Genomic DNA, 23,338 nt, shown 5'->3' with positions numbered 1-23,338 from the left:
ACCATAGGAAAGAAGATCATTAAAGGTAGGATTATAGGAGTTATGAAGCCATTAACATAGCAAAATTCTCAAAAGTAGAAACATTATTTTAATAATTTGTCTTTTTTGAATCATACGAATATTTTCTATGCCTGTGATGGTAATCTTTGCGGAATGGAAGCTTTTAAACCCAAGCATTGGCTTTATTAGTTTTTTGATAAATCTATCAACAATATTATTTAGATATTTTATTTGAAGAACTGTAATCTTCAGAAATTTCTTCATTCAAATCATCAAGAGCAGCAGTATTACTGCCGCTTTTATCAATTACAATTTTCTCAGGAAGACAGTTACTCCTGAAGGCTTTACGAAAGAATGCAAGTGCTGAAGACTTGTCTCTACTAACACACAAGAGTACAGTATATAAATAAACCCATTTACCCTTTAATTTAATGTAAGTCTCTCCAACTACTACCAACCTGCTTCTTTCTTTTCCTTACTGCCTCATCTATCAGTGGTGATAACCCACCTTTGTAACGTAGCATTTTGCTCCCCTTGTACTCATCATTTCTTCCAAATCTCGATAGCTCAAAGAGAATCGACATTTCATGTATACAGATAACATCCTCTGAAAAGCTAAATCCTTTGAAATATGGCAACAATTTTTGATTGATACGAAACATCTTTGCTTTTTTTTTAGACAGTTATATCATTCTTCTTTCTACTTCCCTACAAATGCGACAGAACCCTAAAAAAGAAGTAATACATATAATCGGTATAGGTGGAATTGGAATGAGCGCAATTGCTGAAATTCTTCATAATTCCAGTTATAAAATTCAAGGCAGTGATACGCGATCAAACGACAATATAGATAGGTTACAAAAATTAGGTATAGAGGTCTATATTGGTCACGATGAAAGTAGTATTAGACAAGCTCAAATAGTTGTACATTCTTCCGCAATAAAACCTGATAATGTGGAGCTAGTTGCAGCAAGAAATAACAATAAAACAGTTTTGCATAGGTCAGAAATGCTGGCTAAAATTATGAAAGGTAAATATGTGATAGCTGTTTCTGGTTCAAGTGGCAAGACAACAACAACAGCTATGATTGCTTCCATTTTTGATCATTCTGGTACTGATGCTACTTTAATTGTGGGAGGAGTATTAAACTCCTATCAGAGTAATTCAAAACTTGGCAAGAGTGACATTTTTTTAATCGAGGCTGATGAGTCTGATGGAACTATGTTAAAAATTCCTGCAAATATTGCTGTTGTAACAAGTATTAATGACGACCATATAGACCATTACGGTACATTTAACGAAATCAAAAATGCATTTTCTCGATTTGTAAACAACGCGGATTTTGCGGTTTTACCTGATTCTGCAAGCGTCAATTATGATGAGAATAATTCTATAACGTTTGGGTTTGGGAATGATAAGATTAGAGCCAGCAACGTCAAACAACACAATAATAGCATAGAATTTGATGTATTGATTAGTATAAACGAAAATAACTGGATTCCATTGTCAACTACTCAAATAGTTGATAGGGATGTGATAAAAGCAGCTTTTGATTCGTCACTTCAATGCTTGAAACGGGACTCTCGTTTCAATGTTGAACAAAATACTATAGAACTCAAGAAGACAATCCCTAGAAAATCTCTACATCCCAAAAAAAGTAAATCGTACTAATGCTATTTGAACGAACTAGCGCAAAAGTAAGCTAAATTTTTTAGGGTATAAAAACAGCAAGAAACAGTATTTTAAAGAAAGTTAGAATTTGATTGGATTGTTGAAAGTTGGCTCTCAAATTTTAGACGCATGAGCAAGCTCATACTTGTTAACTAATATAGACTAGGTGATGTGGAAGAGATACATTTAGAGCAGTCGGCAAAATTGCAATACATATTACCGCAATAACTAGAAATGAGAAGGATCTATATGGTGATTGTAGATTTTTCCAGATCTTGAAAACAATAAATAGACAGTAAATTAGAACTACTGCAAAAAAACAAGAATAGCCACACTGGTTGCTTGACCATCGTAAACGTAGCTTGTTAAGCCGATAAAAATAGCCATGATAGAAGCTCTAATAAATGAAATTGTAGAAGAAGTTGTGCCTTTCATTTCAGGGAAAATATTTAATGATGCATTGAAAATGACTGCTTGACAAATTCCACAGCCAATACAAAAAATAGCCATAGACAGCGTTACTAAGTAGTAAGCACTGGGCATGATTATACTGAATATTAAAAGTGATAGGGATCCAATAGCAATTACGCCTGTACCGGAAATTACACACCAAATTGCTCCAAGTTTCTTTAAGATCTTACTGGAAAACAGGCTAATTAGTGAGAAAGACCCAACCATTGCACCTTGATGTAGCGCATAAATAGTGCTGGATAAACCAAAAGTTTCCATATACAAAAAAGGGCCACAAGTAATGAATGACATATAAGCCGCAGAAAAAAGGCTCTGTGCCAAAGACAACACCATAAATTTTGAACTTGATAATAATTTTTTATAGTCTTTCATCATTTTTTTAGACTAAAAATATCACGGTCCTTTTTTGTTTCTGGTAACATAAAAAGCAGCAAGACCCAAGAGATGAAACAAAGTATTGCAACAGTTGCATAGTTGCCACGCCACCCAACAATTTTGTTGATGAAACTGCCTAATACTGGTGCAATTGCTATGAGAACTGTGAGAATAGAATTCATGATTACAATAAATTTTACTGCTTCGTTGCCTTTATAGCTGTCTGCAATAATTGCAAACACAACTACAGATGTGCTAACACCAATGCCTTGAATAAAGCGAGAGATTAAAAGCCAAGAAACTGACAGCGCAAAAACACAGCCAACAGCACCGATGAGTAGCAAAGTGTTGCCTATGATCATCATCCTTCTTCTGCCATAGCATTCAGACAATGGACCAAAAAATAACCCTCCTATGCAAACGCCTAAAAAATTATAAGCAATAGTTAATTGAATTGTGCCTTCCGGTACGTTAAAATAGCGTACTATATCAGGAAAACTAGGTACAGAAATATCAATTTCAATGAACTTAGCAATTAGAGATAGAATTAATAAAAACGGTAGTAAAACTTAAAATCTTTAATTAATGAATAAAAATATCACATTTAAAGCGTTGAAAGAAGAACATTTTTCACTATTATTAAAATGGGTAGAAACACACCATATAAAGAAGTAGTGGGATGCGGATATAAATTGGACACCAGAGTTAATTGAGAAAAAATATAGCAACTACGTTAAAGGATTCAAACGTTTGAAATCTAAGACACAAATTATTGAAAAACCAATGCACGCATTCATTATTAATTGTGATGGAGTTGATATTGGTTATATTCAATATTACAACAAACATGATTTCCCACCTGAACAGGTCTATAACACTTTAGAACTTCCAGAAAGTTGTGCTGCTATAGACTGGTATATCGGAGAGCTGAATTATGTAGGTAAAGGAGTTGGTTCACAAGCTTTGAATATATTTTTAAACAAATTTGTCTTTAAAGTTTATGAGAATGCCTTTGTCGACCCAGGTATAGCAAATGTTTGTGCAATCCGTGTTTACGAAAAAGTTGGCTTTAAAAAAAATTATGGAAGGTAATAGTGCGATTTTAATGATTAAGGCAAGAATTCCTGAGAACCATTCAAGATGAGTGTTTTTTCAACAATCTACCTAAATTACTACAAGTGGTTTATAAAAATATACAAGGAGCTTTATACAAACTTAACATAATTTAATCATAAAAATATCATTATTAAGTCCTATATAAGAACAAATTTTGGCACTCAGTGAATCTTTTTTTAACTAACTATGAACTTGATTAATTGGAAAATAAATTTTACTTACTTTTACAATACCTTAAAATCTAATATCACTTTATCAGCAAAGATATCACAATAGGCTAGTATGTTCTTTACTCTTTTCCTAAAAATATTACCTATTTACATTACAATACTTATTGGTTACTTAGCAGGAAGATATCTTAAAATTGATAGAAATACTATATCTCAAATACTCTTTTATATAGCTAATCCAATAGTGATTTTATACGGAGTATCTCATACAGAAGTTAATTTAAAAGTAATTTCTCTGCCGATTTTGATATGGTTTATAGGTAGTACTATGTCCTTATCAGTGTATTATCTTTCTTCTTTTTTATTTAAGGACAACACGAGAAACATATTAGCATTTAGCTCGGGCAGCACAAGTATGGGTTATTTTGGTCTACCGATTGCCATGGCTTTATTTGATGAAGATTCAGTGTCTGTGTATGTTGTCTGTTACATAGGAATGGCACTATTTGAAAATAGTTTGGGATTTTATATAGCTGCAAATGGTATCTATACTGCAAAAGAATGCGTATTAAAGTTACTCAAACTTCCTTCATTATATGCAATGATTCTAGGTTTCTTTTTAAGTATATATGATATACAAATACCCACTTTTTTGACAGATGTTATGATAAATATCAGAAGTACATTTATCACATTAGGAATGGTGCTGCTTGGAGTAAGTATTGCACAAATTACAAATTTTAAAGTAGATTGGAAGCTTGCCTTGACCACTATTGTAGCAAAGTACATATTCTGGCCGTTATTTGTTTTGGGAATTGTCTTGCTAGACAAGCATGTTACAGGTATATACGATGAAAGCATCTATAAAGCACTGATGTTACTGGCTATTATTCCGATTTCTGGATCCAGTATAATACTTGCTAATATTTTAAATTACCAACCAGATAAAGCTACTTTATTGCTCCTAATTAGTACTGCAGTGGGACTATTTTATGTTCCACTTATAATATCATTATTTTTTACTAAACTTGTCCCTTTTTGATCAAAAATTTAAGCGCTAGGCCTATTCACAAAACTTGAATTTAGACTAGACTTCTTGGATAATCATAAAAGAAACTAATCCTTTTTTCCTCTCCTTTCTTATTTTTTTACACAGAATAGGAAGTTATCAATTGATGGAATTTTCGCAATAATGTCAATAGCAGTAAGATTTCCTACACCTTTTAGCAGGTCTGTAGTTGAATTTGGATGTTCTATGAGCAGCAACAAATAAATGTAACTTGCCTTTTTCTATATGATGCTATTAACCGAATAGGTATTCGCTTGACATTTCCATATCTTTGTTATCATTAGTAATACTAAAGGGAAAACTAAACTTAATAAGATTTGGAAGCATATTGTTTATAATTCACCCCATAAACTAGACAAAAAAATGGTTGATCCGAGTAGGAAGGTAAAGGGGTAAAAGAATGGAAACAAAAAAATATGAACCAGAGTTAAAAGCAAAGATAGCTTTGGAAGCAATAAAAAATCAAAAAAGCACAGCTGAGATATGTAGTGAATATAAAATACCATCAACAAATCTATATGATTGGCGTGATAGAGTATTGGCAAGGTTAAAAGACCTATTTGTTGAAGAAAGTGAAAGTGCGAGAAAACAAAGAATCTTAGCGCAAGAAATAGAAAGTTTACATAAAGTAATAGGAGAATTGACAGTGGAAAATAGCTATTTGAAAAAAAAATTACTGAAATAAGCAAAAAAGATAGAGTAAGGTTTATAGAAAAAGATTCTGATCTGTCAATTAGGAAACATGCTGATTTATTGGGGATTTGCAGATCTAGCCTATATTATAGGCCTATAATTAATAACGAAAGTGAAGTAGCAAATTTGATTCAAGAAGTATATTTGGCTTCTGATTGCCGTTATGGATATCGTAAAATTATAGCTCTTTTCATAATGGTACAAACGGTTTAAAATAAGAGTTTATAGTAGTGAAGGTAAGTATGCCAGCAGCATATAGTTATGATTTAAGAAAAAAAGCAATGGAGGTACTAGACGAAGGGGAAAGCAGAGAAACGGTAGCAGAAAGATTTAAAATTGGAAGAACTACATTATGGGAGTGGCAGCAAAGAAAAAAAGAAACAGGAGATTTTCAGTCGAAAAAACTTGGAAATGGAGGTTATAATCATAAAATTACCGACTGGAATAAATTTACTGAATTTGCCAAAAAACATGGTGGAAAAACTCTATCGGAAATGGCTAAGCTTTGGAGTAATGTTAGTATCCCAACGATTCATCTAGCTCTTAAAAAATTGGACTCACACGCAAAAAAGACATATGGATACAAAGAAAGGAATGAAGAAAAACGTGCTGAATTTTTGAAAATTATAGCAACGAAAGAACCTCAAAACTTAGTATATATAGATGAATCTGGTATTGATAATACCGAAGACTATCCCTATGGATATTCTCAGAAAGGACAGCGATTTTATGCCCTAAAATCTGGAAAGAAAACTCAACGAATTAGCATGATTGCAGCTCTAAATAGTAGAAAAATAGTTGTTCCGTTAACATTTGAGGGCCATTGTAATATGGATATCTTTAATAAATGGTTTGAGCAGTTTTTGACACCGATTTTGGAACCTGGACAAACTGTTATCCTTGATAATGCTACTTTTCATAAGTCTAATAAGATTACTGAACTTGCTAAAGAAGTTGGTGCTGAAATTTTGTATCTTCCTACGTATTCCCCAGATTTCAATAAAATTGAGCATCATTGGTTTGCTATAAAAAATAGAGCTAGGAAAAACATCCCTCTATTCACATCTTTTCGTCATGCTGTTGATTCTGCTTTTCTATGAACTTTCCGGACTATTATGAAAAGAGCTATAATATTCAAGAAAAAGGTTATGGCAATACAGCTTTGCATCTAGCAATGTCCTTTCAACAAAGGAAAGTGTTACAACTCTTACTAAGTCATCCGAGAATAATGATGTATCTACTAAATAAAAGACTTCAAGATCCTGAGGAATGTGCTAAAAAAATCGTGCTGAGCATTTGATCATAGAAATACAAAAAGCAGAAACAGGAAAACAATTATTGAATGCTCTTTCTAACAGAAATATTGACCGAGCAAAAGAACTATTAAATCAATAACTCAACCCTAATTGTTGGAAAAGAAATTCAAATGGAGAAATAGAAACACCACTTAGCCTGATTATCAAATCATGTTTACAAGGAATAACAGAAAGTAACGAAGAAGTATTGAAAAAACTTTTAAAACATAAGGAGCTAGATTTTAGTCAAATAAAACCAATACCAGCTATAGAGCAAAATTCAAGATTGAAGCAAATCATTGAACAAGCTATGAAAGAGCGATTAACTGATGCTATTAATAGAAAAGATTTGGATGATGTAAAAAAATTAGTAGAAGATAACTGCTTTATGAATGGTCAAATTGTTATTGAGGTGCTTAAAAGTTTTAATCCTGTCAGAGAATATCTAAATAAAAAATTCCCTGCAACTGTGGAACAGTCTTCAGCAAATGTACATAATATTGCCCCGGAAATAAACGACGATTTGATTGCTCAAGAATTGCAGCAGCTCGAAAACCTTAGAAATGAGCTTGAAAGAACAAAGGCTCAACTTACAGAAAAAGAGCAAGAGCTGAATAGGGTCGTAAGTGAAAGAACAATAGACACTGACAAAATTTCACAGTTAGAAAGGGATTTAAGGCAAGAGAGATTAGAACTTCAAGCTCAAAATCAAGACTCAAAGAACAAAAACAGAAAACTTTCAGAAGCAAGCATTTATAATAGAAGGCAAAGTAACTATGCCTCTGCCTCTTTTGTGTTATCTGGAGCATTTGCTGTTGGTACAAGTCTAACAATGGTTCATTTAGCAATGTGTGTTTCGCTTGCTGTAGCTGCATTAACTTTTCTTGCAGTAGGATGTTACTGTTCTTATAACGCAAATACCGCACTTAATAACGTTGAAATCGAAAATGGTAGTTATAGAATAGCTACTTGAGTATTAATTTAAATATTCTTTATTATTGCTAGTTTTATATCATCACTTTAATTTGGTTGTGTTTTACTAAAAAAACTTTAGATTTATTTTATAATTGATACTCAAATATGATTTTGAATTTATTGCAGACAGGGCAAAAGGAAGGCTATAAAATTGCGTATACCAATGCTCGTATTATTGACCCGGAAACTAAACTTGATATAAAAGGTTCATTATTGACTGAAGGGGATAAAATTGTTGATTTTGGCGAATCATTATTTTCAACAAGTGGAGTTGATGAAACAATAGATTGTGAAGGGCTTGTTCTAATGCCAGGTCTTATTGACATTCACGTGCATTTTCGTGAACCAGGTCAAGAGCATAAAGAAACTATACATACAGGCAGCAAATCTGCAGCTGCAGGGGGCGTTACAACTGTAGTTTGCCAGCCAAACACTGTTCCAGCGATTGATAGTGTTGTCTTGGCTAAGTATTTGAAATATAGAGCATTTGAAACTTCGCATGTGAATGTTCAATTTTACGCTAAAATCACCACTTCGGAAGAAAAATTAACTGAAATGGCACTCTTAAAGGAAGAAGGTGCAGTTGGGTTCACCGATGATGGTATGCCAGTTATGAATCCAACGATTATGAGACAGGCACTGCTTTATTCAAGTATGCTTGGTGTTCCTATTGCTCAACACGCAGAGGATTTGAATCTATCTGCTGGTGGCGCAATTAACGAGGGTAAGATTTCTGAAGAATTGGGAGTAAAGGGAATCTTGAGTGCGTCAGAGTCGGTCATGGTGACTCGTGATATACTGCTAATGAAGGACATAGAAAATGTACACTATCATATTTTACATGTCTCTTCAAAAGATTCACTTGATGCTATTAAACGTGCAAAAGATTTGGGATTAAATGTTACATGTGAAGTAACTCCTCATCACTTTACTTTAACTGAAGATATAGTAAAGCAACATGGGGCAATCGCAAAAATGAATCCGCCACTACGTACTGAGGAAGATCGTTTAGCTATGATTGAAGGTTTAAAAACAGGTCTGATTGATTGCATTGCAACCGATCATGCTCCGCATGATCTTAGTTCTAAAGATCTTCCACTTGAAAATGCTGCATTTGGTATTGTTGGCCTTGAAACAATGCTACCCCTTTCACTTGAACTATATCATAGTGGACAAATGGGTCTACTTGATGTGCTTGCAAAATTGACATATAAGCCTGCAGATATCATACATATGCCACGTGGCCGCATACAGAAAAACCTTGTAGCGGACTTAATTTTAGTTGATTTGGATCATGAATGGGAAATTAAAGTTGACAACTTTGCTAGTAAATCAAAGAATTCTCCTTTCGGTGGACGCAAAGTGAAAGGGCACGTAGTACGTACCGTTGTGTCTGGCAAAACTGTATATTTACAGAAGAGTTAGTTATTATACAATTGTGCTCTCAATTTCAATCAATTGTAAAGATTTAATATAAGTGGTAAAATATAGCCACTGAATAAAAAATATATGCTAATTAGTGCGACATCGGAACTGGAAAATGCATGTAAAGAATTGATGGAAAAAGATCCAAAATTTATAGCAATTGACACGGAGTTCATTAGAAATAATTTAACCTACTACCCAAAATTATCGTTAATTCAAATTTCTTACGGAGAGAAGAGTTTTATTGTAGATTCATTAGTGCCAGAAATTGATTTATCATTCATTAAGAAAATGATGCTAAATCAGGGAATAATCAAAGTGTTTCATAGCTGCCGGCAGGATATAGAATCCTTACTCACTGTGTTTAAATGTGTTCCCACTCCTATTTTTGATACCCAAGTTGCTGCTATGTTTTGCCATTATTATCATGACTTTATTGGTTATTCAAAAGTAGTAGAGCAATATCAAGGAATAGCACTGGATAAAATTAAAGCTAAAAATTCAGACTGGTTAAGGCGTCCATTGTCTGAGGATCAACTAGACTATGCAATAAACGACGTGGTATATCTATATGATCTATACCAAATATTGTGCAATAAACTTGAAGAAAGTAATAGGATGAGTTGGTTTCAAGAAGAGATGGAATTATTGGTTGATATAAATAAGTATTTGCATAGTCCAAAAGATGCATGGAGGAGGATTAAATTTAACTATGAAGCAAATCCGAGGCTAATGTTAGTTGTTAAAGCAGTGAGTGAGTGGCAAGAGACTTTAGCACAACGCTATAACATCAATCGCAATAAAGTAATTAATAATGCTGTAATAATTGGTCTTATTGAAAAAAATGTGGAGAGTATTGACGAGGTTTTAGATGATCTTGAGAGGAACACAAAAAATATAAAAGAGGAAGATTTATTAGAATTTATGAATATTTTTAATGAGAATGAGAAGGAGTTTGTGCAGCAAAATTATACTCTGTCAGATAATTATGATAAATCTGTATTTGATATACTCTCGATTATTTTAGAGAGCAAATGTAAGGAAAATAACATATCAAGAAAGTTAGTTTCATCAAAAGATGAGTTAGCTGGTTCAATATCTGGGCAGATAGATAAACTATTCAAGGGGTGGAGATATGATTTTTTCGGTAAGTCAGTTGAATCATTTTTGAACGAAGGCTCAAGGTTTGAGATTTTAATGGTAAAATCTGCTGATAGTATAGCTAAAATTCGGAGTAATCTCGTGAAAAATAACCGTATCACGTGCTGAGGTCTAACGAGTTTATTATGTCTTTCACTTGAGAAAAAACATTTGCGCTGCTATCGATTATGAAGTTACTCATTTGCCTTTTTTCTTCAATAGGTAGCTGAATACTGGACATTAGATTCAGCTTTTCTTTATCCATATTACGCTCACTAATCCTTTGAGATTGCACAACGCTATCTGCATGGATAAAAACAATAAAATCGCAATACAAATGGAATCTCGTTTCCAGCAGGAGTGGAATGTCTAGAACTAGAAGTTTTCTGTTGTTTTCTTTCTCATGATCAATAAAAAATTCTAATTCATTTCGCACAGCGGAATGTACTAAAGACTGGAATTGCTTCCAATTTTCATCATGTGCTAAAAAATATTTAGACAATACTGTTCTATCAATTTTTCCATTTACTACTACCCCGGGAAATTTTTCTTCTGCATAACTTATTATGTTTTTGTCCACTTTATAAAGCTGGTGCACGACAGAGTCGGAATCAAACAAAGCGGCACCAAATTCTTTAAAGCAATTGGCTACAAAGCTCTTTCCAACTGCAATCCCACCTGTTAAACCTATGATCATATAGCAAATTTCTTATAAAACTATATTTATAGCATCTCCTATGCCTATTTAAAACTGAATGCATAGGTATAAAAAGAAAAGCTATTATTTTTTTAGTAATTAAGTAAAATAGAGTGAAAGATTAAGAGGAAATTTTGAAAGATAAGATAAAAAAGATAGTGATTTCAGGGAAAGAAGTGTGGCCAATCATTGAGGGCGGTAAAGGTATTGCAATCAGTGATGGAGGATCAAGTGGGGCATTTGCTGCAGCGGATGCTGTTGGTACGTTTTCTGGTGCAAATGCTAAACTTATCGATGACAATGGCGAGCTGGTACCACTAATTTATAAAGGTAAAACAAGAAATGAAAAGCACGAAGAGTTAATCAAGTATAGTATTGAGGCTGGAGTTAGTCAAGCAAAAATAGCGAATGAAATATCAAAGGGCCGTGGAAGAATACATATGAACGTGCTTTGGGAAATGGGAGCAGCAGAACAAGTCCTTCATGGCATATTAGAAAAAGCAAAAGGCTTAGTTCATGGCATCACTTGCGGTGCTGGTATGCCTTACAGGCTTGGAGAAATTTCAGCTAAATATCAAGTTTATTACTACCCTATTATCTCATCGGCGCGCGCTTTTAAAGCGTTGTGGAAACGTGCTTACCAAAAAATATCTTCTTTTTTACTTGGTGGAGTAGTATATGAGGATCCGTGGCTTGCTGGTGGTCACAATGGGCTCAGTAATAGTGAAGACCCAGAATTACCGCAGGCTCCATTTGAAAGAGTTGCAGAGCTTAGATCTTTCATGAACGAGGTTGGTCTTGCTGAAACGCCAATTGTTATGGCAGGGGGAGTATGGCATTTGAAGGATTGGGAACATTGGTTTGACAATTTACAAATCGGAACAATAGCTTTTCAGTTTGGCACTCGTCCACTTTTAACAAAAGAAAGTCAGATTTCTACAGAATGGAAAAAGAAGTTACTTACTTTAGAAGAAGGTGATGTATTTTTAAACAAATTTAGTCCAACAGGATTCTATTCATCTGCAGTAAAAAATAACTTCATACATGAGCTACAGGAACGAAATTCACGTCAAATAAAATTTTCAGAAAGTGCGAGTGGAGAGTTTAATAATGAATTTGCAATGGGTAGCAGAGGTAGAAAGATTTACCTCACTGTAAAAGACAAAGAGCTAGCAAATGCATGGATTAAAGCAGGGTATACAGAGGTAATGAAAACTCCAGATACAACTGTTATTTTTGTGACACCAGGCAAATTTGCGGAAATAAGACAAGATCAAATTAATTGCATGGGATGTTTAAGCCATTGTCTGTTTAGCAATTGGAAAGATCATGGTGACCATTCAACAGGGCGAAAGCCAGAACCACGGAGTTTCTGTATACAAAAGACACTGCAAAACATTGTACATGACGGCAATGTTGAAAATGAACTCATGTTTTCTGGACACAATGTGTACAGATTTAAGCAAGACCCATTTTATGAGAATGGCTACGTACCGACAGTAAAAGAATTGGTGGAAAGGATATTAACTGGGTATTAGGGTATGGTTGAATTGACAAGAAAACGTTACTCTGTTATAATAATTCTTTATTAATTTAATCTTAATTCTGGGGGAATTTTTATGCATGATAGTGTTTTAAAAAGGTATGCACTTCCCTATATAAAAGAAAATGGCAGTGACAATGGTGTTCAAGAATTTTTATGTTTTCGTGGTATGCAAGATATTGAGAACTGGAGTGATAAAATTTTTGAAGATGAGTATAAGGGATTTAAGCGCAGTAATCGAACTAATGATCAGCACAGTACAGAATATGATAGAAGCGATAGGCAACAAACCACAGTCCCTCAAGTCACGCACGTACATATAAACGATAATAGAGGTTTAGATTTTTGGGATTATTTACTACTTAGCAACCTGTTTGGTGGTCGTACTACAGTTATAAATAACCCTGGTTTTGATACTGTTGGCTACCAAAGCAGAGAAGATAAGAAAAAATACTCAGAAGACAGCAGGAAATTATTAGCTTTAGGGATAGTAGCTGTAGTTGCGTGTGTTGCTTTCCATGCTTTAATGTGTGTTTGGTACAACAGCAGCGAAAAAACGGCTAGAAAGTCAGAAAAAATAGATTATCTAGATAGTCAACTTAAAATGTTCAGAAATATAGAATTTGCAGTTGGTGCAATTTCTTTAGCAGCTTTGATAGGTTGCGCTATTAACCCAGTCTTACCAGTTTGGGGTTTAGTCATTCTTGGCATTATAGCTCTTTTCATAATAGTCCGGAAAGTTCATAGAAAAGCAGAATCAACAGCATGACGAAAAGATGTGAATAGAGGGATGTTTTTCCTAGCTCTATTTTTTATAGCAAACCAATGATGCTCAATTTTATTGAAATCTGGGGAATACGTAGGAAGATACAAAATTTCAGCACCAACTTCTTTAGCAAGTTCAGTAATCTTATTAGACTTATGAAAAGTAGCATTATCAAGGATAACAGTTTGTCCAGGTTCCAAAATCGGTGTCAAAAACTGCTCAAACCATTTATTAAAGATATCCATATTACAATGGCCCTCAAATGTTAACGGAACAACTATTTTTCTACTATTTAGAGCTGCAATCATGCTAATTCGTTGAGTTTTCTTTCCAGATTTTAGGGCATAAAATCGCTGTCCTTTCTGGAGAATATCCATAGGGATAGTCTTCGGTATTATCAATACCAGATTCATCTATATATACTAAGTTTTGAGGTTCTTTCGTTGCTATAATTTTCAAAAATTCAGCACGTTTTTCTTCATTCCTTTCTTTGTATCCATATGTCTTTTTTTGCGTGTGAGTCCAATTTTTTTAAGAGCTAGATGAATCGTTGGGATACTAACATTACTCCAAAGCTTAGCCATTTCCGATAGAGTTTTTCCACCATGTTTTTTGGCAAATTCAGTAAATTTATTCCAGTCGGTAATTTTATGATTATAACCTCCATTTCCAAGTTTTTTCGACTGAAAATCTCCTGTTTCTTTTTTTCTTTGCTGCCACTCCCATAATGTATAGTATTTCCCAAAGCAAATGATAAAGGTATAATAAAGTATTTGAGTTATAATGGCATATAGTGTGGATTTAAGGGAAAAGGCAGTATTGATGATAGAAAAAGGGAAGACAAAGGTTGAGATAGCAGAGCTCATGGAGATAGGAATAGCAACTCTGTACCGCTGGTTAAAAAAGAAAGCTGATGGTGAAAGCTTAAAGCCATCTAAAAACGGTAGCTTTATTCGAAAAATAGACCCAAAAATACTCGAAGAATATGTTACAAAGAATCCAGATCATACTCTGGCAGAGATGAAACAAAATCTTGGATTTGGAATAAATTCAATTTGGTATAGACTAAAACAGCTAAAAATTACTTTAAAAAAGTCACACTATATCAAGAGCGCAATCAAGAAGATAGGCAGCAATTTATTGATAAAATCTCAAAATAGAACATTCCAGCATCTTATATATAGATGAAGCAGGAGTTGATAATAAGTTATACCGAGAATATGGACGTGCTCCAAGAGGAAAGAAAATTTATGCAGATATTCCAGGGAGAACTCGAGAGAGAATCAGTATAGTAGCCGGGTGGATTGGAATGAGATTTATTGCACCAATGACTTTCAAAGGTGGGTGTGAAAAAGAGGTATTCAATATATTGTTGGAGAAGATGTTATTACCTAAATTGCCACTTGGCACAACCATAGTTATGGATAATGCTACATTTCATAAGACCACTAAAACAAAATCATTAATAGAGTCTTTTGGCTTTCATGTGCTGTATCTTCCAACATATTCACCAGATTTGAATCCCATAGAACACTGTTGGCATACCATCAAAAGCCGCCTCAGACCTCTAATGTATAAATGTACAGACTTACAACTTTTGGTTGGTAATAGCATAATGGAAATTTATCCATTCATTTTAGAAAATACTATAGTTCTTCCAATTTTAAATCTTGCTGCTACCGTTTCTCTGCTTTCCCCTTCGTCTAGCACCTCCATTGCTTTTTTTCTTAAATCATAACTATATGCTGCTGGCATACTTACCTTCACTACTATAAACTCTTATTTTAAACCGTTTGGACCATTATGAAAAGAGCTATAACTATCATAAATCAGGACCTGGATATGATTTGGGAGATTCTTCTAATCTTGAACCACCACCTCCTTACTCTCCTCAAGATCCTAATACTGCTCCAAGTGCTCCTTCTTATGATGAAACCAGACTTGGTGGGTTGTTTTCTCATTCTAATGAGGAAAAACATTCTGGAAATCATGGATGTAATATTGATTGTAGAAGGTAAATTGTACAGCAAATAGTGTCATTCCAGTGCTTGACACTGGAATCCAGCTTTTTTGTAATTTTATTGAACATGTTGTATAGTCGTTTGTTTACAATTAATTTTTCTGGATCCTAGTGTCTGGGCACTGGGATGACATTTTTGTGTTTGAGGCAAAATCTGCTATAATATTTAACACACTGCTTTCACAGACGAATGTTTGTACAGTTGTGAAGTTATGGACAACAATATCATAGCAACTCAAACGTAAGTTACTCACATTATACCGCTGCAAAACGCAGCGGTATAATGGCTTTTCAGATTGCTTGTACGATAGGATATATATTGATTTTTATTACTAGTGCAGATACGATGAAGCTTTAAACAGTACAAAATGGAGCAATTTGAGAGCTTTTACGTCACTACGCCAATATATTACGTAAACGACAAGCCACATATCGGCCACGCATATACTTCCCTTATCTGTGATGTTACAGCTAGATTTATGAAATTAGCTGGAAAGAACGTCAAATTTACTACTGGTACAGATGAACATGGACAGAAAATTGAAAAAGCGGCTAAGGTAAAGGGAATAGAGCCAAAAGAATTTACAGATGAAATAAGTGTTACGTTCAGAAAATTGGCCGAGCTAATCAACTTTGATTATGATGATTTTATTCGCACCACAGAAGAACGTCATGAAAAAGCAGTTATAGCTCTATGGAATAGGCTTGAAGAGAGAGGGCAAATATATCTGGATTCTTACTCAGGTTGGTATTCAGTTCGTGATGAAGCGTTTTATCAGGAATCAGAGTTGATAGATGGCAGAGCACCAACAGGTGCTGAAGTTCAGTGGATAAAAGAAGAGAGCTACTTTTTTCGTTTGTCAAGTTGGCAAAATAAATTACTAGAGTTATACGAAAATCAGCCGAATTTCATCTTTCCTGAGAGCAGAAAAAACGAGGTGGTATCGTTTGTAAAATCAGGACTTACTGACCTTTCGATTTCTCGTACTAGTTTTAATTGGGGAATAAAAGTACCAGGGAATGACAAGCACGTAATTTATGTTTGGATAGATGCGCTCACTAACTATCTCACATCAATAGGCTTTCCTAATATAGAAGATGAGGAATATAAGAAATTTTGGACAGACTCCTTCAACGTTCATGTGATCGGTAAAGACATATTGCGTTTTCACGCTGTATACTGGCCAGCGATCCTCCTTGCAGCAGATTTATCACTGCCAAAGCAAATTGCAGTTCATGGTTGGTGGCTGAACGAGGGGGAAAAAATATCCAAATCCCTTGGTAACGTTATAGATCCAATTGGTCTGGCAGAAGAGTTTGGTGTTGATCAACTACGCTATTTTCTCCTTCGGGAAGCAAGTTTCGGTCAAGATGGTAATTTCAGTAAGAAGAACATGATCAGCCGCATAAACTCAGAGCTGGCAAACAATATAGGCAATTTAGTGCAAAGAACAATTTCATTTCTGCACAAGCAATGCTTTGGAGTTGTACCAGTGGTCGATCGCAATTTGCTTAAAGATGATGAGAGTTTACCAAATTGCAAAGCCATAATTGATCAAGTAATGGATCATCTATCAAAGTATGAATTTAACCAGATTATACTCCTGATTATCAATATCTCTTCCAAGGCCAATGCTTACATAGATAAAAGTGCACCCTGGACACTCAGTAAAACCGATAGAGAGCGCATGGATTTAGTAATCTACAAATTACTTGAATACATTAGAATGATTGGCATTTTGCTGCAGCCAATTTCTCCAAAGTCAGCAAAAATGATACTCGATCAGTTGCAAATTCCAAAAGAACAACGTGATTTAAAATCTCTGTGCAACGCATGTGTAAGCTTAGGCATTACACTGCCTAAACCTACGCCGATTTTTTTGAGGATCGATATTTAAAGAATCCTTAGTAAGCCGTTACAAGACTAGACTGAGTTGGCCGTTCTGTAGTTAGCCTTTTTAATTCAACAGAGTCAAAAAAAAGGTTCTGTCGCACTATAAACCATAGGAAAGAAGATCATTAAAGGTGGGATTATAGGAGTTATGAAGCCATTAACATAGCAAAATTCTCAAAAGTAGAAACATTATTTTAATAATTTGTCTTTTTTGAATCATACGAATATTTTCTATGCCTGTGATGGTAATCTTTGCGGAATGGAAGCTTTTAAACCCAAGCATTGGCTTTATTAGTTTTTTGATAAATCTATCAACAATATTATTTAGATATTTTATTTGAAGAACTGTAATCTTCAGAAATTTCTTCATTCAAATCATCAAGAGCAGCAGTATTACTGCCGCTTTTATCAATTACAATTTTCTCAGGAAGACAGTTACTCCTGAAGGCTTTACGAAAGAATGCAAGTGCTGAAGACTTGTCTCTACTAACACACAAGAGTACAGTATATAAATAAACCCATTTACCCTTTAATTTAATGTAAGTCTCTCCAACTACTACCAACCTGCTTCTTTCTTTTCCTTACTGCCTCATCTATCAGTGGTGATAACCCACCTTTGTAACGTAGCATTTTGCTCCCCTTGTACTCATCATTTCTTCCAAATCTCGATAGCTCAAAGAGAATCGACATTTCATGTATACAGATAACATCCTCTGAAAAGCTAAATCCTTTGAAATATGGCAACAATTATAATTCACCCCATAAACTAGACAAAAAAATGGTTGATCCGAGTAGGAAGGTAAAGGGGTAAAAGAATGGCAACAAAAAAAAATATGAACCAGAGTTAAAAGCAAAGATAGCTTTGGAAGCAATAAAAAATCAAAAAAGCACAGCTGAGATATGTAGTGAATATAAAATACCATCAACAAATCTATATGATTGGCGTGATAGAGTATTGGCAAGGTTAAAAGACCTATTTGTTGAAGAAAGTGAAAGTGCGAGAAAACAAAGAATCTTAGCGCAAGAAATAGAAAGTTTACATAAAGTAATAGGAGAATTGACAGTGGAAAATAGCTATTTGAAAAAAAAATTACTGAAATAAGCAAAAAAGATAGAGTAAGGTTTATAGAAAAAGATTCTGATCTGTCAATTAGGAAACATGCTGATTTATTGGGGATTTGCAGATCTAGCCTATATTATAGGCCTATAATTAATAACGAAAGTGAAGTAGCAAATTTGATTCAAGAAGTATATTTGGCTTCTGATTGCCGTTATGGATATCGTAAAATTACTGCTGAAATCATAGCGAGTGGGGTAGTAGTCAATCGCAAAAAAATCTTAAGAATTATGAAAAAAATGAAGATTAGTGGGCTGTATTGTAGAAAAAGATGTAATACAAGTATTAAAGAAAAAAAGCATAAAATATATCCTTATCTACTCAAAGATTTGATTATTTGTAGAGTTAATCAGGTATGGGCTACTGATATAACATATATTATGGTAGAAGGTAAGTTTGTCTATTTTGTGGCAATAATGGACTTGTATAGTCGCTATATTATTGCTCATTCATTATCACCATATCTCGATGCTGGATTTTGCCTTTATACTCTCAAAGAAGCTCTAAAACAAGGTAAACATGAGATTTTTAATAGTGATCAAGGGGTACAGTTTACTTGCTACAACTTTATTACGGAATTAGAGCATGCTAATATTAAAATCAGTATGGACCATAAAGGACGTTGCTTCGACAATATATTTGTTGAGCGCTTATGGAGAACTTTAAAGCAAGAAGCTATATATTATTATAGACCAAATAGTATCAGAGATTTGAATCTTATAATAAATGACTTTGTTGGTTGGTATAACTATAGAAGGCTACATCAGACTCTAAATTATAAAGTTCCTGCTGATCTTTATTATCATAAACAGTAAATGAATATATTGATAAATACTTTAAATGTGTGTCGACGTATTTATCAACATATTCATTTTAAAAATCGGATCACTTTAAAAAAATGGTCTAGACAAATGGGTGCACTATAAAAGGCTATATCAAGAAGGAGCTCTTTGAGGAACTCTTCGATAGAGGTTTAAAGCTTGTCACTAAAGTGAAAAAGGCATGAAAAACGCACTATAGTATTTCCCAAAGCAAATGATAAAGGTATAACAAAGTATTTGAGTTATAATGGCATATAGTGTGGATTTAAGGGAAAAGGCAGTATTGATGATAGAAAAAGGGAAGACAAAGGTTGAGATAGCAGAGCTCATGGAGATAGGAATAGCAACTCTGTACCGCTGGTTAAAAAAGAAAGCTGCTGGTGAAAGCTTAAAGCCATCTAAAAACGGTAGCTTTATTCGAAAAATAGACCCAAAAATACTCGAAGAATATGTTACAAAGAATCCAGATCATACTCTGGCAGAGATGAAACAAAATCTTGGATTTGGAATAAATTCAATTTGGTATAGACTAAAACAGCTAAAAATTACTTTAAAAAAAGTCACACTATATCAAGAGCGCAATCAAGAAGATAGGCAGCAATTTATTGATAAAATCTCAAAAATAGAACATTCCAGCATCTTATATATAGATGAAGCAGGAGTTGATAATAAGTTATACCGAGAATATGGACGTGCTCCAAGAGGAAAGAAAATTTATGCAGATGTTCCAGGGAGAACTCGAGAGAGAATCAGTATAGTAGCCGGGTGGATTGGAATGAGATTTATTGCACCAATGACTTTCAAAGGTGGGTGTGAAAAAGAGGTATTCAATATATTGTTGGAGAAGATGTTATTACCTAAATTGCCACTTGGCACAACCATAGTTATGGATAATGCTACATTTCATAAGACCACTAAAACAAAATCATTAATAGAGTCTTTTGGCTTTCATGTGCTGTATCTTCCAACATATTCACCAGATTTGAATCCCATAGAACACTGTTGGCATACCATCAAAAGCCGCCTCAGACCTCTAATGTATAAATGTACAGACTTACAACTTTTGGTTGGTAATACCATAATGGAAATTTATCCATTCATTTTAGAAAATACTATAGATGCAAAAATGGATTTAAATGGTACGATAATGTTACTTGATGTGCTCGTAAGAAAGTTCACTGGTAAACAATATATATTCGCAGTAGATCAATCTATACCTTTATTAGAGGAGAGAAGTTATGCACTAAATATTACAAATAGATTTGAGGAATTGTTAAATAAAACTGCTATTAAGTCAGGAATATCACTAACAAATCTAAACTTTGATCCTTTGGCAGTGCAATCAGCTATAATTGGAAAAATAATAAATGGAAAATTTTCTGAAATAGCAAAAACCCTATACTCGTTTGCAAAAGAAGCATGTCCAGAATTTAAACAAACTGATAAGTTTCTAGATCATTTGAAAAGCTCTTTAAAAGAGGAAAAAGAAACAGTCATGCTACAACAGAAAGTAGAAAAGCCTTCTAAAGACTTGAGTAAGGAAGTTTCAGGGAAAGTAGAGTTATCTAAAAAGCCGAATACATTCTTAAATGGCACATCAGTAGTTAGAGGAATAAGCAGAGCGATAAATTGAGGGAGCTATGAGGTCTTTTCTGCCTGTAACTGTTTGATCTCATCGAAAGAAAGACCTGTAGTTTGCGATACAACGTCAATAGAGATGCCAGCTTTAAGTAAATTTTTTGCAACTTCAATTTTACCTTCAATTTTACCTTTTTGATGGCCGATTTGGATGCCTTCTTGTCTACCTTTTTCTTGACCTACTCTAAGACCCTCATCAAATTTTTGAGCTAAAGCAGCTATCTCATCCATTATGCGTTTTTTCATTTGTTCATATGCTAGTAACTCTTCTTCTGACCAATTAAACTTATTCATCTCTTCATAAGCTCGTTTTATTATTACGTCACTACCAACTATTTTATCTAGGTCTTCTTCGTTTGTTTCTGCTGCATATCGGAAAAAATAACACCATTTTTCTACTATATTTTCTAGTTGATCTTCTTTTGTCTTTGTAAATTTAGGTAGTTCTATGAATACGAAGTAAAAATCCTTTAAGTCATGTTCAAAGCTATTTTGATCTAAAATGACATGATTAGATTTGTACTCGGCTTTATCTGGAAAAATAATACAATCAGCAACGGCTATGAAGATAATTTCCTTGAGATTATGATAATTATCACCTTGATCAGCTTGACTTGAATAGGCTTTAGCAGCATAATATTGAGCACGCTTTTCGAAGCCTTTGGTCTTAGTGAATTGCATCTCTATGATGTATCTGGAACCTTGAGAGTCCTTACAAAGAACATCAACAATACTCTGCTTTTTAGCAGCAATTTCAGGGTCTAAGATGGTAGCTAAGAATTCAACATCGTGGATAGCAGCTAAGCCAGTAAAGCCTAAAATATCGTTCAAGAAATGAATGAGAATATCTTTGTTTTTCTCAGTGCCAAATATTCTTTTGAAGGCATAATCATTGCGAGCATCAAGAAACTTCGAAAGAGCCATGAGAAAGTAAGATAAAAAGCATTCATAATTATGCACAATTGTGAAGAAATATTCAACTAAAATGCAAACATGTTAGTCAGAAAATGATCTACTCATACCAATTCCCGCTATAGAAAGAACAGATAGAGAATAATGGGGAAAAAGTCATACTAGAGTAAGTGAAATAGCGAGGTATAAATGGCATTAAGGTCAAAACTATTAGACGAAAGAGTTGTAAATTTAGCGAAAGAAATGTTAAAAAAGGTAAGAAATAACGCATATGTTTCAAAAAAGTTACAAGCGGTGATAGCAGGAAAAGAAAGTAGTATAAGCGCTGTGGCAAGAATATGTAAAATTTCAAGGACTGCTTTGACTGAATGGATAAAGCATCTAAAATTTGCTAGAGTAGAAAAATTCTTTGCCCCGTTTCAGCGGAGAAGAAAAAGCAAATTAAACAAAAATCAACGTGAGCAAATTGAAATATGGGTAGAAAGAAATCCAAATATTACTATTAAGGAAGTACAAATAAAAATCTCAGAGGAATTTGCCCTAAACATCAGCAAATCAACAGTGCACCGTGAGATACAAAGGATGAAATTTTCTTACATAACACCGAGGCCAATGCACCATAAACAAGATAAAAACAAGCAAGAAGAGTTTAAAAGATACTTCAATAAAATAGTCAATTTCCACCCTAAAAGGGAGGTGTTTTTTTTGATGAATCACGATTTGGGACTCATTCAAAAATCGGACACGGATGGTTTAAAAGGGGTCAGAGCGCAGGTTAAAATGAAAATTGGTAGACAAAATTTCTATATCTAAAGTGCGGTAAATCCAAGAAGTGGTAAGAAAATCAGCCTACTTGCTCCATATGTAAACACTGATTGTATGAATATATTTCTGGAGCAGATGTCGAAAGATTTAGGCACGAAAGAAGCCTTTCTTGTAATGGATTGTGCAAGTTGGCATAGATCAAAAAGTTTGAAAATTCAGGAAAACATTACCATCATATACTTGCCTCCTTATTCACCGGAACTGAATCCTGTTGAAAGGTTGTGGCAATATATCAAATACAATACTTTACGCAATAGTATCTACGATACCATAGGTTTACTTGAAGATGTTTTGTGTAATTTTATTGTCAATATTTCCAGTACTACTATTAAACGAGTTTGTAATGTTTCTTATTTGTTCCGTCAGTAATGGATTTTGGTATTACTTCGTATGATTTATGTTCTTTATTGCCTTTTCCACTCTGTTTCGAATCTAAAATTTCTTTAAGTCCTTTCTTGAATAGATTAATTGTACTTAAAATATTTGTGTATTCGGCTGCTTTTTCTATAGTGAAACCTGATAATTCATCACCAACAAAATTTTTTATGTCATTATCATTAGTTGGAATATCTTTTCCCAAGACTCTATCTAATATCCCTTTTAATGTTCCAATAAAACAGAGTGGCTTTGTGCTCAAAGGTTCTACATAATTATTCAAGTCGCTATATATAACAAATTTGGCTACATCTTTTGCGTTGTTTGTAA

18 protein-coding genes and 9 pseudogenes are annotated in these 23,338 nt (G+C 33.9%); 18 read left to right on the top strand and 9 right to left on the bottom strand.

All coding sequences use genetic code 11. The features are described 5' to 3' along the window. Positions 1-40: 40 nt before the first annotated feature. A pseudogene (locus M3L71_RS05340) lies at positions 41-662 on the bottom strand (IS6 family transposase). Positions 663-714: 52 nt separating this feature from the next. Here M3L71_RS05340 and M3L71_RS05335 point away from each other — a divergent pair. Then, positions 715-1,503: pseudogene (locus M3L71_RS05335) on the top strand (Mur ligase domain-containing protein); the annotation flags it as partial. 474 nt (positions 1,504-1,977) lie between these two features. Here M3L71_RS05335 and M3L71_RS05330 read toward each other — a convergent pair. Both M3L71_RS05330 and M3L71_RS05325 read right to left on the bottom strand, forming a co-directional pair. After that, complete coding sequence (locus M3L71_RS05330) at positions 1,978-2,514, bottom strand: MFS transporter (RefSeq protein WP_280143308.1); 537 nt, start codon at positions 2,512-2,514, stop codon at positions 1,978-1,980. After that, the gene (locus M3L71_RS05325; protein WP_280144152.1) at positions 2,514-3,005 is read right to left on the bottom strand and encodes an MFS transporter; all 492 of its coding nucleotides are present in this window, start codon (positions 3,003-3,005) and stop codon (positions 2,514-2,516) included. Before M3L71_RS05325 ends, M3L71_RS05330 begins: the two co-directional genes overlap by 1 nt. A gap of 97 nt (positions 3,006-3,102) precedes the next feature. On the opposite strand from M3L71_RS05325, the pseudogene M3L71_RS08605 reads away from it, so the two are divergent. The 8 genes and pseudogenes from M3L71_RS08605 (at position 3,103) to M3L71_RS05285 (ending at position 10,529) form a co-directional block, all read left to right on the top strand. Continuing rightward, a pseudogene (locus M3L71_RS08605) lies at positions 3,103-3,661 on the top strand (GNAT family N-acetyltransferase). A gap of 254 nt (positions 3,662-3,915) precedes the next feature. Beyond that, entirely contained in the window at positions 3,916-4,845 is a 930-nt protein-coding gene (locus M3L71_RS05315; RefSeq protein WP_015588425.1) for an AEC family transporter, read from the top strand. Positions 4,846-5,272: 427 nt separating this feature from the next. Then, a pseudogene (locus tag M3L71_RS05310) lies at positions 5,273-5,760 on the top strand (transposase); the annotation flags it as partial. Positions 5,761-5,807: 47 nt separating this feature from the next. Beyond that, on the top strand, positions 5,808-6,665 hold the full coding sequence (locus M3L71_RS05305) for an IS630 family transposase (RefSeq protein ID WP_280143306.1): 858 nt from the start codon (positions 5,808-5,810) through the stop codon (positions 6,663-6,665). Continuing rightward, the gene (locus M3L71_RS05300) at positions 6,662-6,865 is read left to right on the top strand and encodes an ankyrin repeat domain-containing protein (protein WP_280143305.1); all 204 of its coding nucleotides are present in this window, start codon (positions 6,662-6,664) and stop codon (positions 6,863-6,865) included. The genes M3L71_RS05305 and M3L71_RS05300 overlap by 4 nt, the downstream gene beginning before the upstream one ends. Before the next feature lie 203 nt (positions 6,866-7,068). Continuing rightward, entirely contained in the window at positions 7,069-7,833 is a 765-nt protein-coding gene (locus tag M3L71_RS08600; RefSeq protein WP_280143304.1) for a TomO hydrophobic C-terminal domain-containing protein, read from the top strand. A 107-nt stretch (positions 7,834-7,940) separates the two neighbouring features. Continuing rightward, positions 7,941-9,260, top strand: a complete 1,320-nt coding sequence (locus M3L71_RS05290) for a dihydroorotase (protein ID WP_280143303.1) — start codon at positions 7,941-7,943, stop codon at positions 9,258-9,260. A gap of 84 nt (positions 9,261-9,344) precedes the next feature. Further along, the gene (locus M3L71_RS05285; RefSeq protein ID WP_280143302.1) at positions 9,345-10,529 is read left to right on the top strand and encodes a ribonuclease D; all 1,185 of its coding nucleotides are present in this window, start codon (positions 9,345-9,347) and stop codon (positions 10,527-10,529) included. Here M3L71_RS05285 and coaE read toward each other — a convergent pair. Continuing rightward, positions 10,519-11,097 carry a dephospho-CoA kinase gene (coaE, locus tag M3L71_RS05280; RefSeq protein ID WP_280143301.1) on the bottom strand — a complete coding sequence of 193 codons (579 nt, stop codon included), beginning with the start codon at positions 11,095-11,097 and terminating at the stop codon, positions 10,519-10,521. The two genes, M3L71_RS05285 and coaE, sit on opposite strands and share 11 nt — an antisense overlap. A gap of 134 nt (positions 11,098-11,231) precedes the next feature. Between coaE and M3L71_RS05275 the strand changes: the two genes are divergently transcribed. Both M3L71_RS05275 and M3L71_RS05270 read left to right on the top strand, forming a co-directional pair. Beyond that, positions 11,232-12,635, top strand: coding sequence for an NAD(P)H-dependent flavin oxidoreductase (locus M3L71_RS05275; protein WP_280143300.1), 1,404 nt, complete (start codon positions 11,232-11,234; stop codon positions 12,633-12,635). An 81-nt stretch (positions 12,636-12,716) separates the two neighbouring features. Continuing rightward, positions 12,717-13,409 (top strand): DUF1129 domain-containing protein, encoded by a 693-nt coding sequence (locus M3L71_RS05270; protein WP_280143299.1) that lies wholly within the window; start codon positions 12,717-12,719, stop codon positions 13,407-13,409. Here the strand turns inward: M3L71_RS05270 and M3L71_RS05265 are convergent. Further along, positions 13,382-14,137: pseudogene (locus tag M3L71_RS05265) on the bottom strand (IS630 family transposase); the annotation flags it as partial. The gene M3L71_RS05270 and the pseudogene M3L71_RS05265 overlap by 28 nt on opposite strands. A gap of 52 nt (positions 14,138-14,189) precedes the next feature. Between M3L71_RS05265 and M3L71_RS05260 the strand changes: the two are divergent. Next, positions 14,190-14,594 carry an IS630 transposase-related protein gene (locus M3L71_RS05260; protein WP_280143199.1) on the top strand — a complete coding sequence of 135 codons (405 nt, stop codon included), beginning with the start codon at positions 14,190-14,192 and terminating at the stop codon, positions 14,592-14,594. After that, positions 14,563-14,928, top strand: a pseudogene (locus M3L71_RS05255) (transposase); the annotation flags it as partial. The gene M3L71_RS05260 and the pseudogene M3L71_RS05255, both read left to right, overlap by 32 nt. 119 nt (positions 14,929-15,047) lie before the next feature. Here M3L71_RS05255 and M3L71_RS05250 read toward each other — a convergent pair. Then, positions 15,048-15,161 (bottom strand): annotated as a pseudogene (locus tag M3L71_RS05250) (IS630 transposase-related protein); the annotation flags it as partial. 38 nt (positions 15,162-15,199) lie between these two features. Between M3L71_RS05250 and M3L71_RS05245 the strand changes: the two are divergent. Both M3L71_RS05245 and metG read left to right on the top strand, forming a co-directional pair. Next, positions 15,200-15,424 (top strand): hypothetical protein, encoded by a 225-nt coding sequence (locus M3L71_RS05245; RefSeq protein ID WP_280143298.1) that lies wholly within the window; start codon positions 15,200-15,202, stop codon positions 15,422-15,424. Positions 15,425-15,794: 370 nt separating this feature from the next. Further along, positions 15,795-17,324, top strand: a complete 1,530-nt coding sequence (metG, locus tag M3L71_RS05240; protein ID WP_280143297.1) for a methionine--tRNA ligase — start codon at positions 15,795-15,797, stop codon at positions 17,322-17,324. A gap of 142 nt (positions 17,325-17,466) precedes the next feature. Here the strand turns inward: metG and M3L71_RS05235 are convergent. Further along, positions 17,467-18,067: pseudogene (locus M3L71_RS05235) on the bottom strand (IS6 family transposase). Between the two features lie 109 nt (positions 18,068-18,176). On the opposite strand from M3L71_RS05235, the gene M3L71_RS05230 reads away from it, so the two are divergent. Then, positions 18,177-19,252, top strand: a protein-coding gene (locus tag M3L71_RS05230; protein WP_280144151.1) for an IS3 family transposase whose coding sequence is annotated in 2 segments (ribosomal slippage) — positions 18,177-18,411 and positions 18,411-19,252 — 1,077 coding nt in all. Because the reading frame shifts where the segments join, the coding sequence is not laid out codon by codon here. A 253-nt stretch (positions 19,253-19,505) separates the two neighbouring features. After that, the gene (locus M3L71_RS05220) at positions 19,506-20,891 is read left to right on the top strand and encodes an IS630 family transposase (RefSeq protein ID WP_280143296.1); all 1,386 of its coding nucleotides are present in this window, start codon (positions 19,506-19,508) and stop codon (positions 20,889-20,891) included. 5 nt (positions 20,892-20,896) lie between these two features. Here the strand turns inward: M3L71_RS05220 and M3L71_RS05215 are convergent, their stop codons facing one another. Continuing rightward, the gene (locus M3L71_RS05215) at positions 20,897-21,820 is read right to left on the bottom strand and encodes an Rpn family recombination-promoting nuclease/putative transposase (RefSeq protein ID WP_280143295.1); all 924 of its coding nucleotides are present in this window, start codon (positions 21,818-21,820) and stop codon (positions 20,897-20,899) included. Positions 21,821-21,997: 177 nt separating this feature from the next. On the opposite strand from M3L71_RS05215, the pseudogene M3L71_RS05210 reads away from it, so the two are divergent. After that, positions 21,998-23,002: pseudogene (locus tag M3L71_RS05210) on the top strand (IS630 family transposase). On the opposite strand, the gene M3L71_RS05205 reads toward M3L71_RS05210, so the two are convergent. Further along, positions 22,962-23,291 (bottom strand): hypothetical protein, encoded by a 330-nt coding sequence (locus M3L71_RS05205; protein WP_280143294.1) that lies wholly within the window; start codon positions 23,289-23,291, stop codon positions 22,962-22,964. The pseudogene M3L71_RS05210 and the gene M3L71_RS05205 sit on opposite strands and share 41 nt — an antisense overlap. Positions 23,292-23,338 lie beyond the last annotated feature (47 nt).

The sequence above is a fragment of the Wolbachia endosymbiont of Frankliniella intonsa genome (genome assembly GCF_029856955.1).
Classification (GTDB): Bacteria; Pseudomonadota; Alphaproteobacteria; order Rickettsiales; family Anaplasmataceae; genus Wolbachia.
The sequence above is the reverse complement of the archived record's forward strand: the minus strand, read 5'-3'. Positions and strand labels throughout refer to the sequence as shown.

Excerpts from the sequence above, each read along its gene's own strand:
- M3L71_RS05330 (WP_280143308.1), bottom strand. The coding sequence starts at position 2,514 with ATGAAAGACTATAAAAAATTATTATCAAGTTCAAAATTTATGGTGTTG.
- M3L71_RS05315 (WP_015588425.1), top strand. The coding sequence starts at position 3,916 with ATGTTCTTTACTCTTTTCCTAAAAATATTACCTATTTACATTACAATA.
- M3L71_RS05305 (WP_280143306.1), top strand. The coding sequence starts at position 5,808 with ATGCCAGCAGCATATAGTTATGATTTAAGAAAAAAAGCAATGGAGGTA.
- M3L71_RS05300 (WP_280143305.1), top strand. The coding sequence starts at position 6,662 with ATGAACTTTCCGGACTATTATGAAAAGAGCTATAATATTCAAGAAAAA.
- M3L71_RS05290 (WP_280143303.1), top strand. The coding sequence starts at position 7,941 with ATGATTTTGAATTTATTGCAGACAGGGCAAAAGGAAGGCTATAAAATT.
- M3L71_RS05285 (WP_280143302.1), top strand. The coding sequence starts at position 9,345 with ATGCTAATTAGTGCGACATCGGAACTGGAAAATGCATGTAAAGAATTG.
- coaE (WP_280143301.1), bottom strand. The coding sequence starts at position 11,097 with ATGATCATAGGTTTAACAGGTGGGATTGCAGTTGGAAAGAGCTTTGTA.
- M3L71_RS05270 (WP_280143299.1), top strand. The coding sequence starts at position 12,717 with ATGCATGATAGTGTTTTAAAAAGGTATGCACTTCCCTATATAAAAGAA.
- M3L71_RS05260 (WP_280143199.1), top strand. The coding sequence starts at position 14,190 with ATGGCATATAGTGTGGATTTAAGGGAAAAGGCAGTATTGATGATAGAA.
- metG (WP_280143297.1), top strand. The coding sequence starts at position 15,795 with ATGGAGCAATTTGAGAGCTTTTACGTCACTACGCCAATATATTACGTA.
- M3L71_RS05220 (WP_280143296.1), top strand. The coding sequence starts at position 19,506 with ATGGCATATAGTGTGGATTTAAGGGAAAAGGCAGTATTGATGATAGAA.
- M3L71_RS05215 (WP_280143295.1), bottom strand. The coding sequence starts at position 21,820 with ATGGCTCTTTCGAAGTTTCTTGATGCTCGCAATGATTATGCCTTCAAA.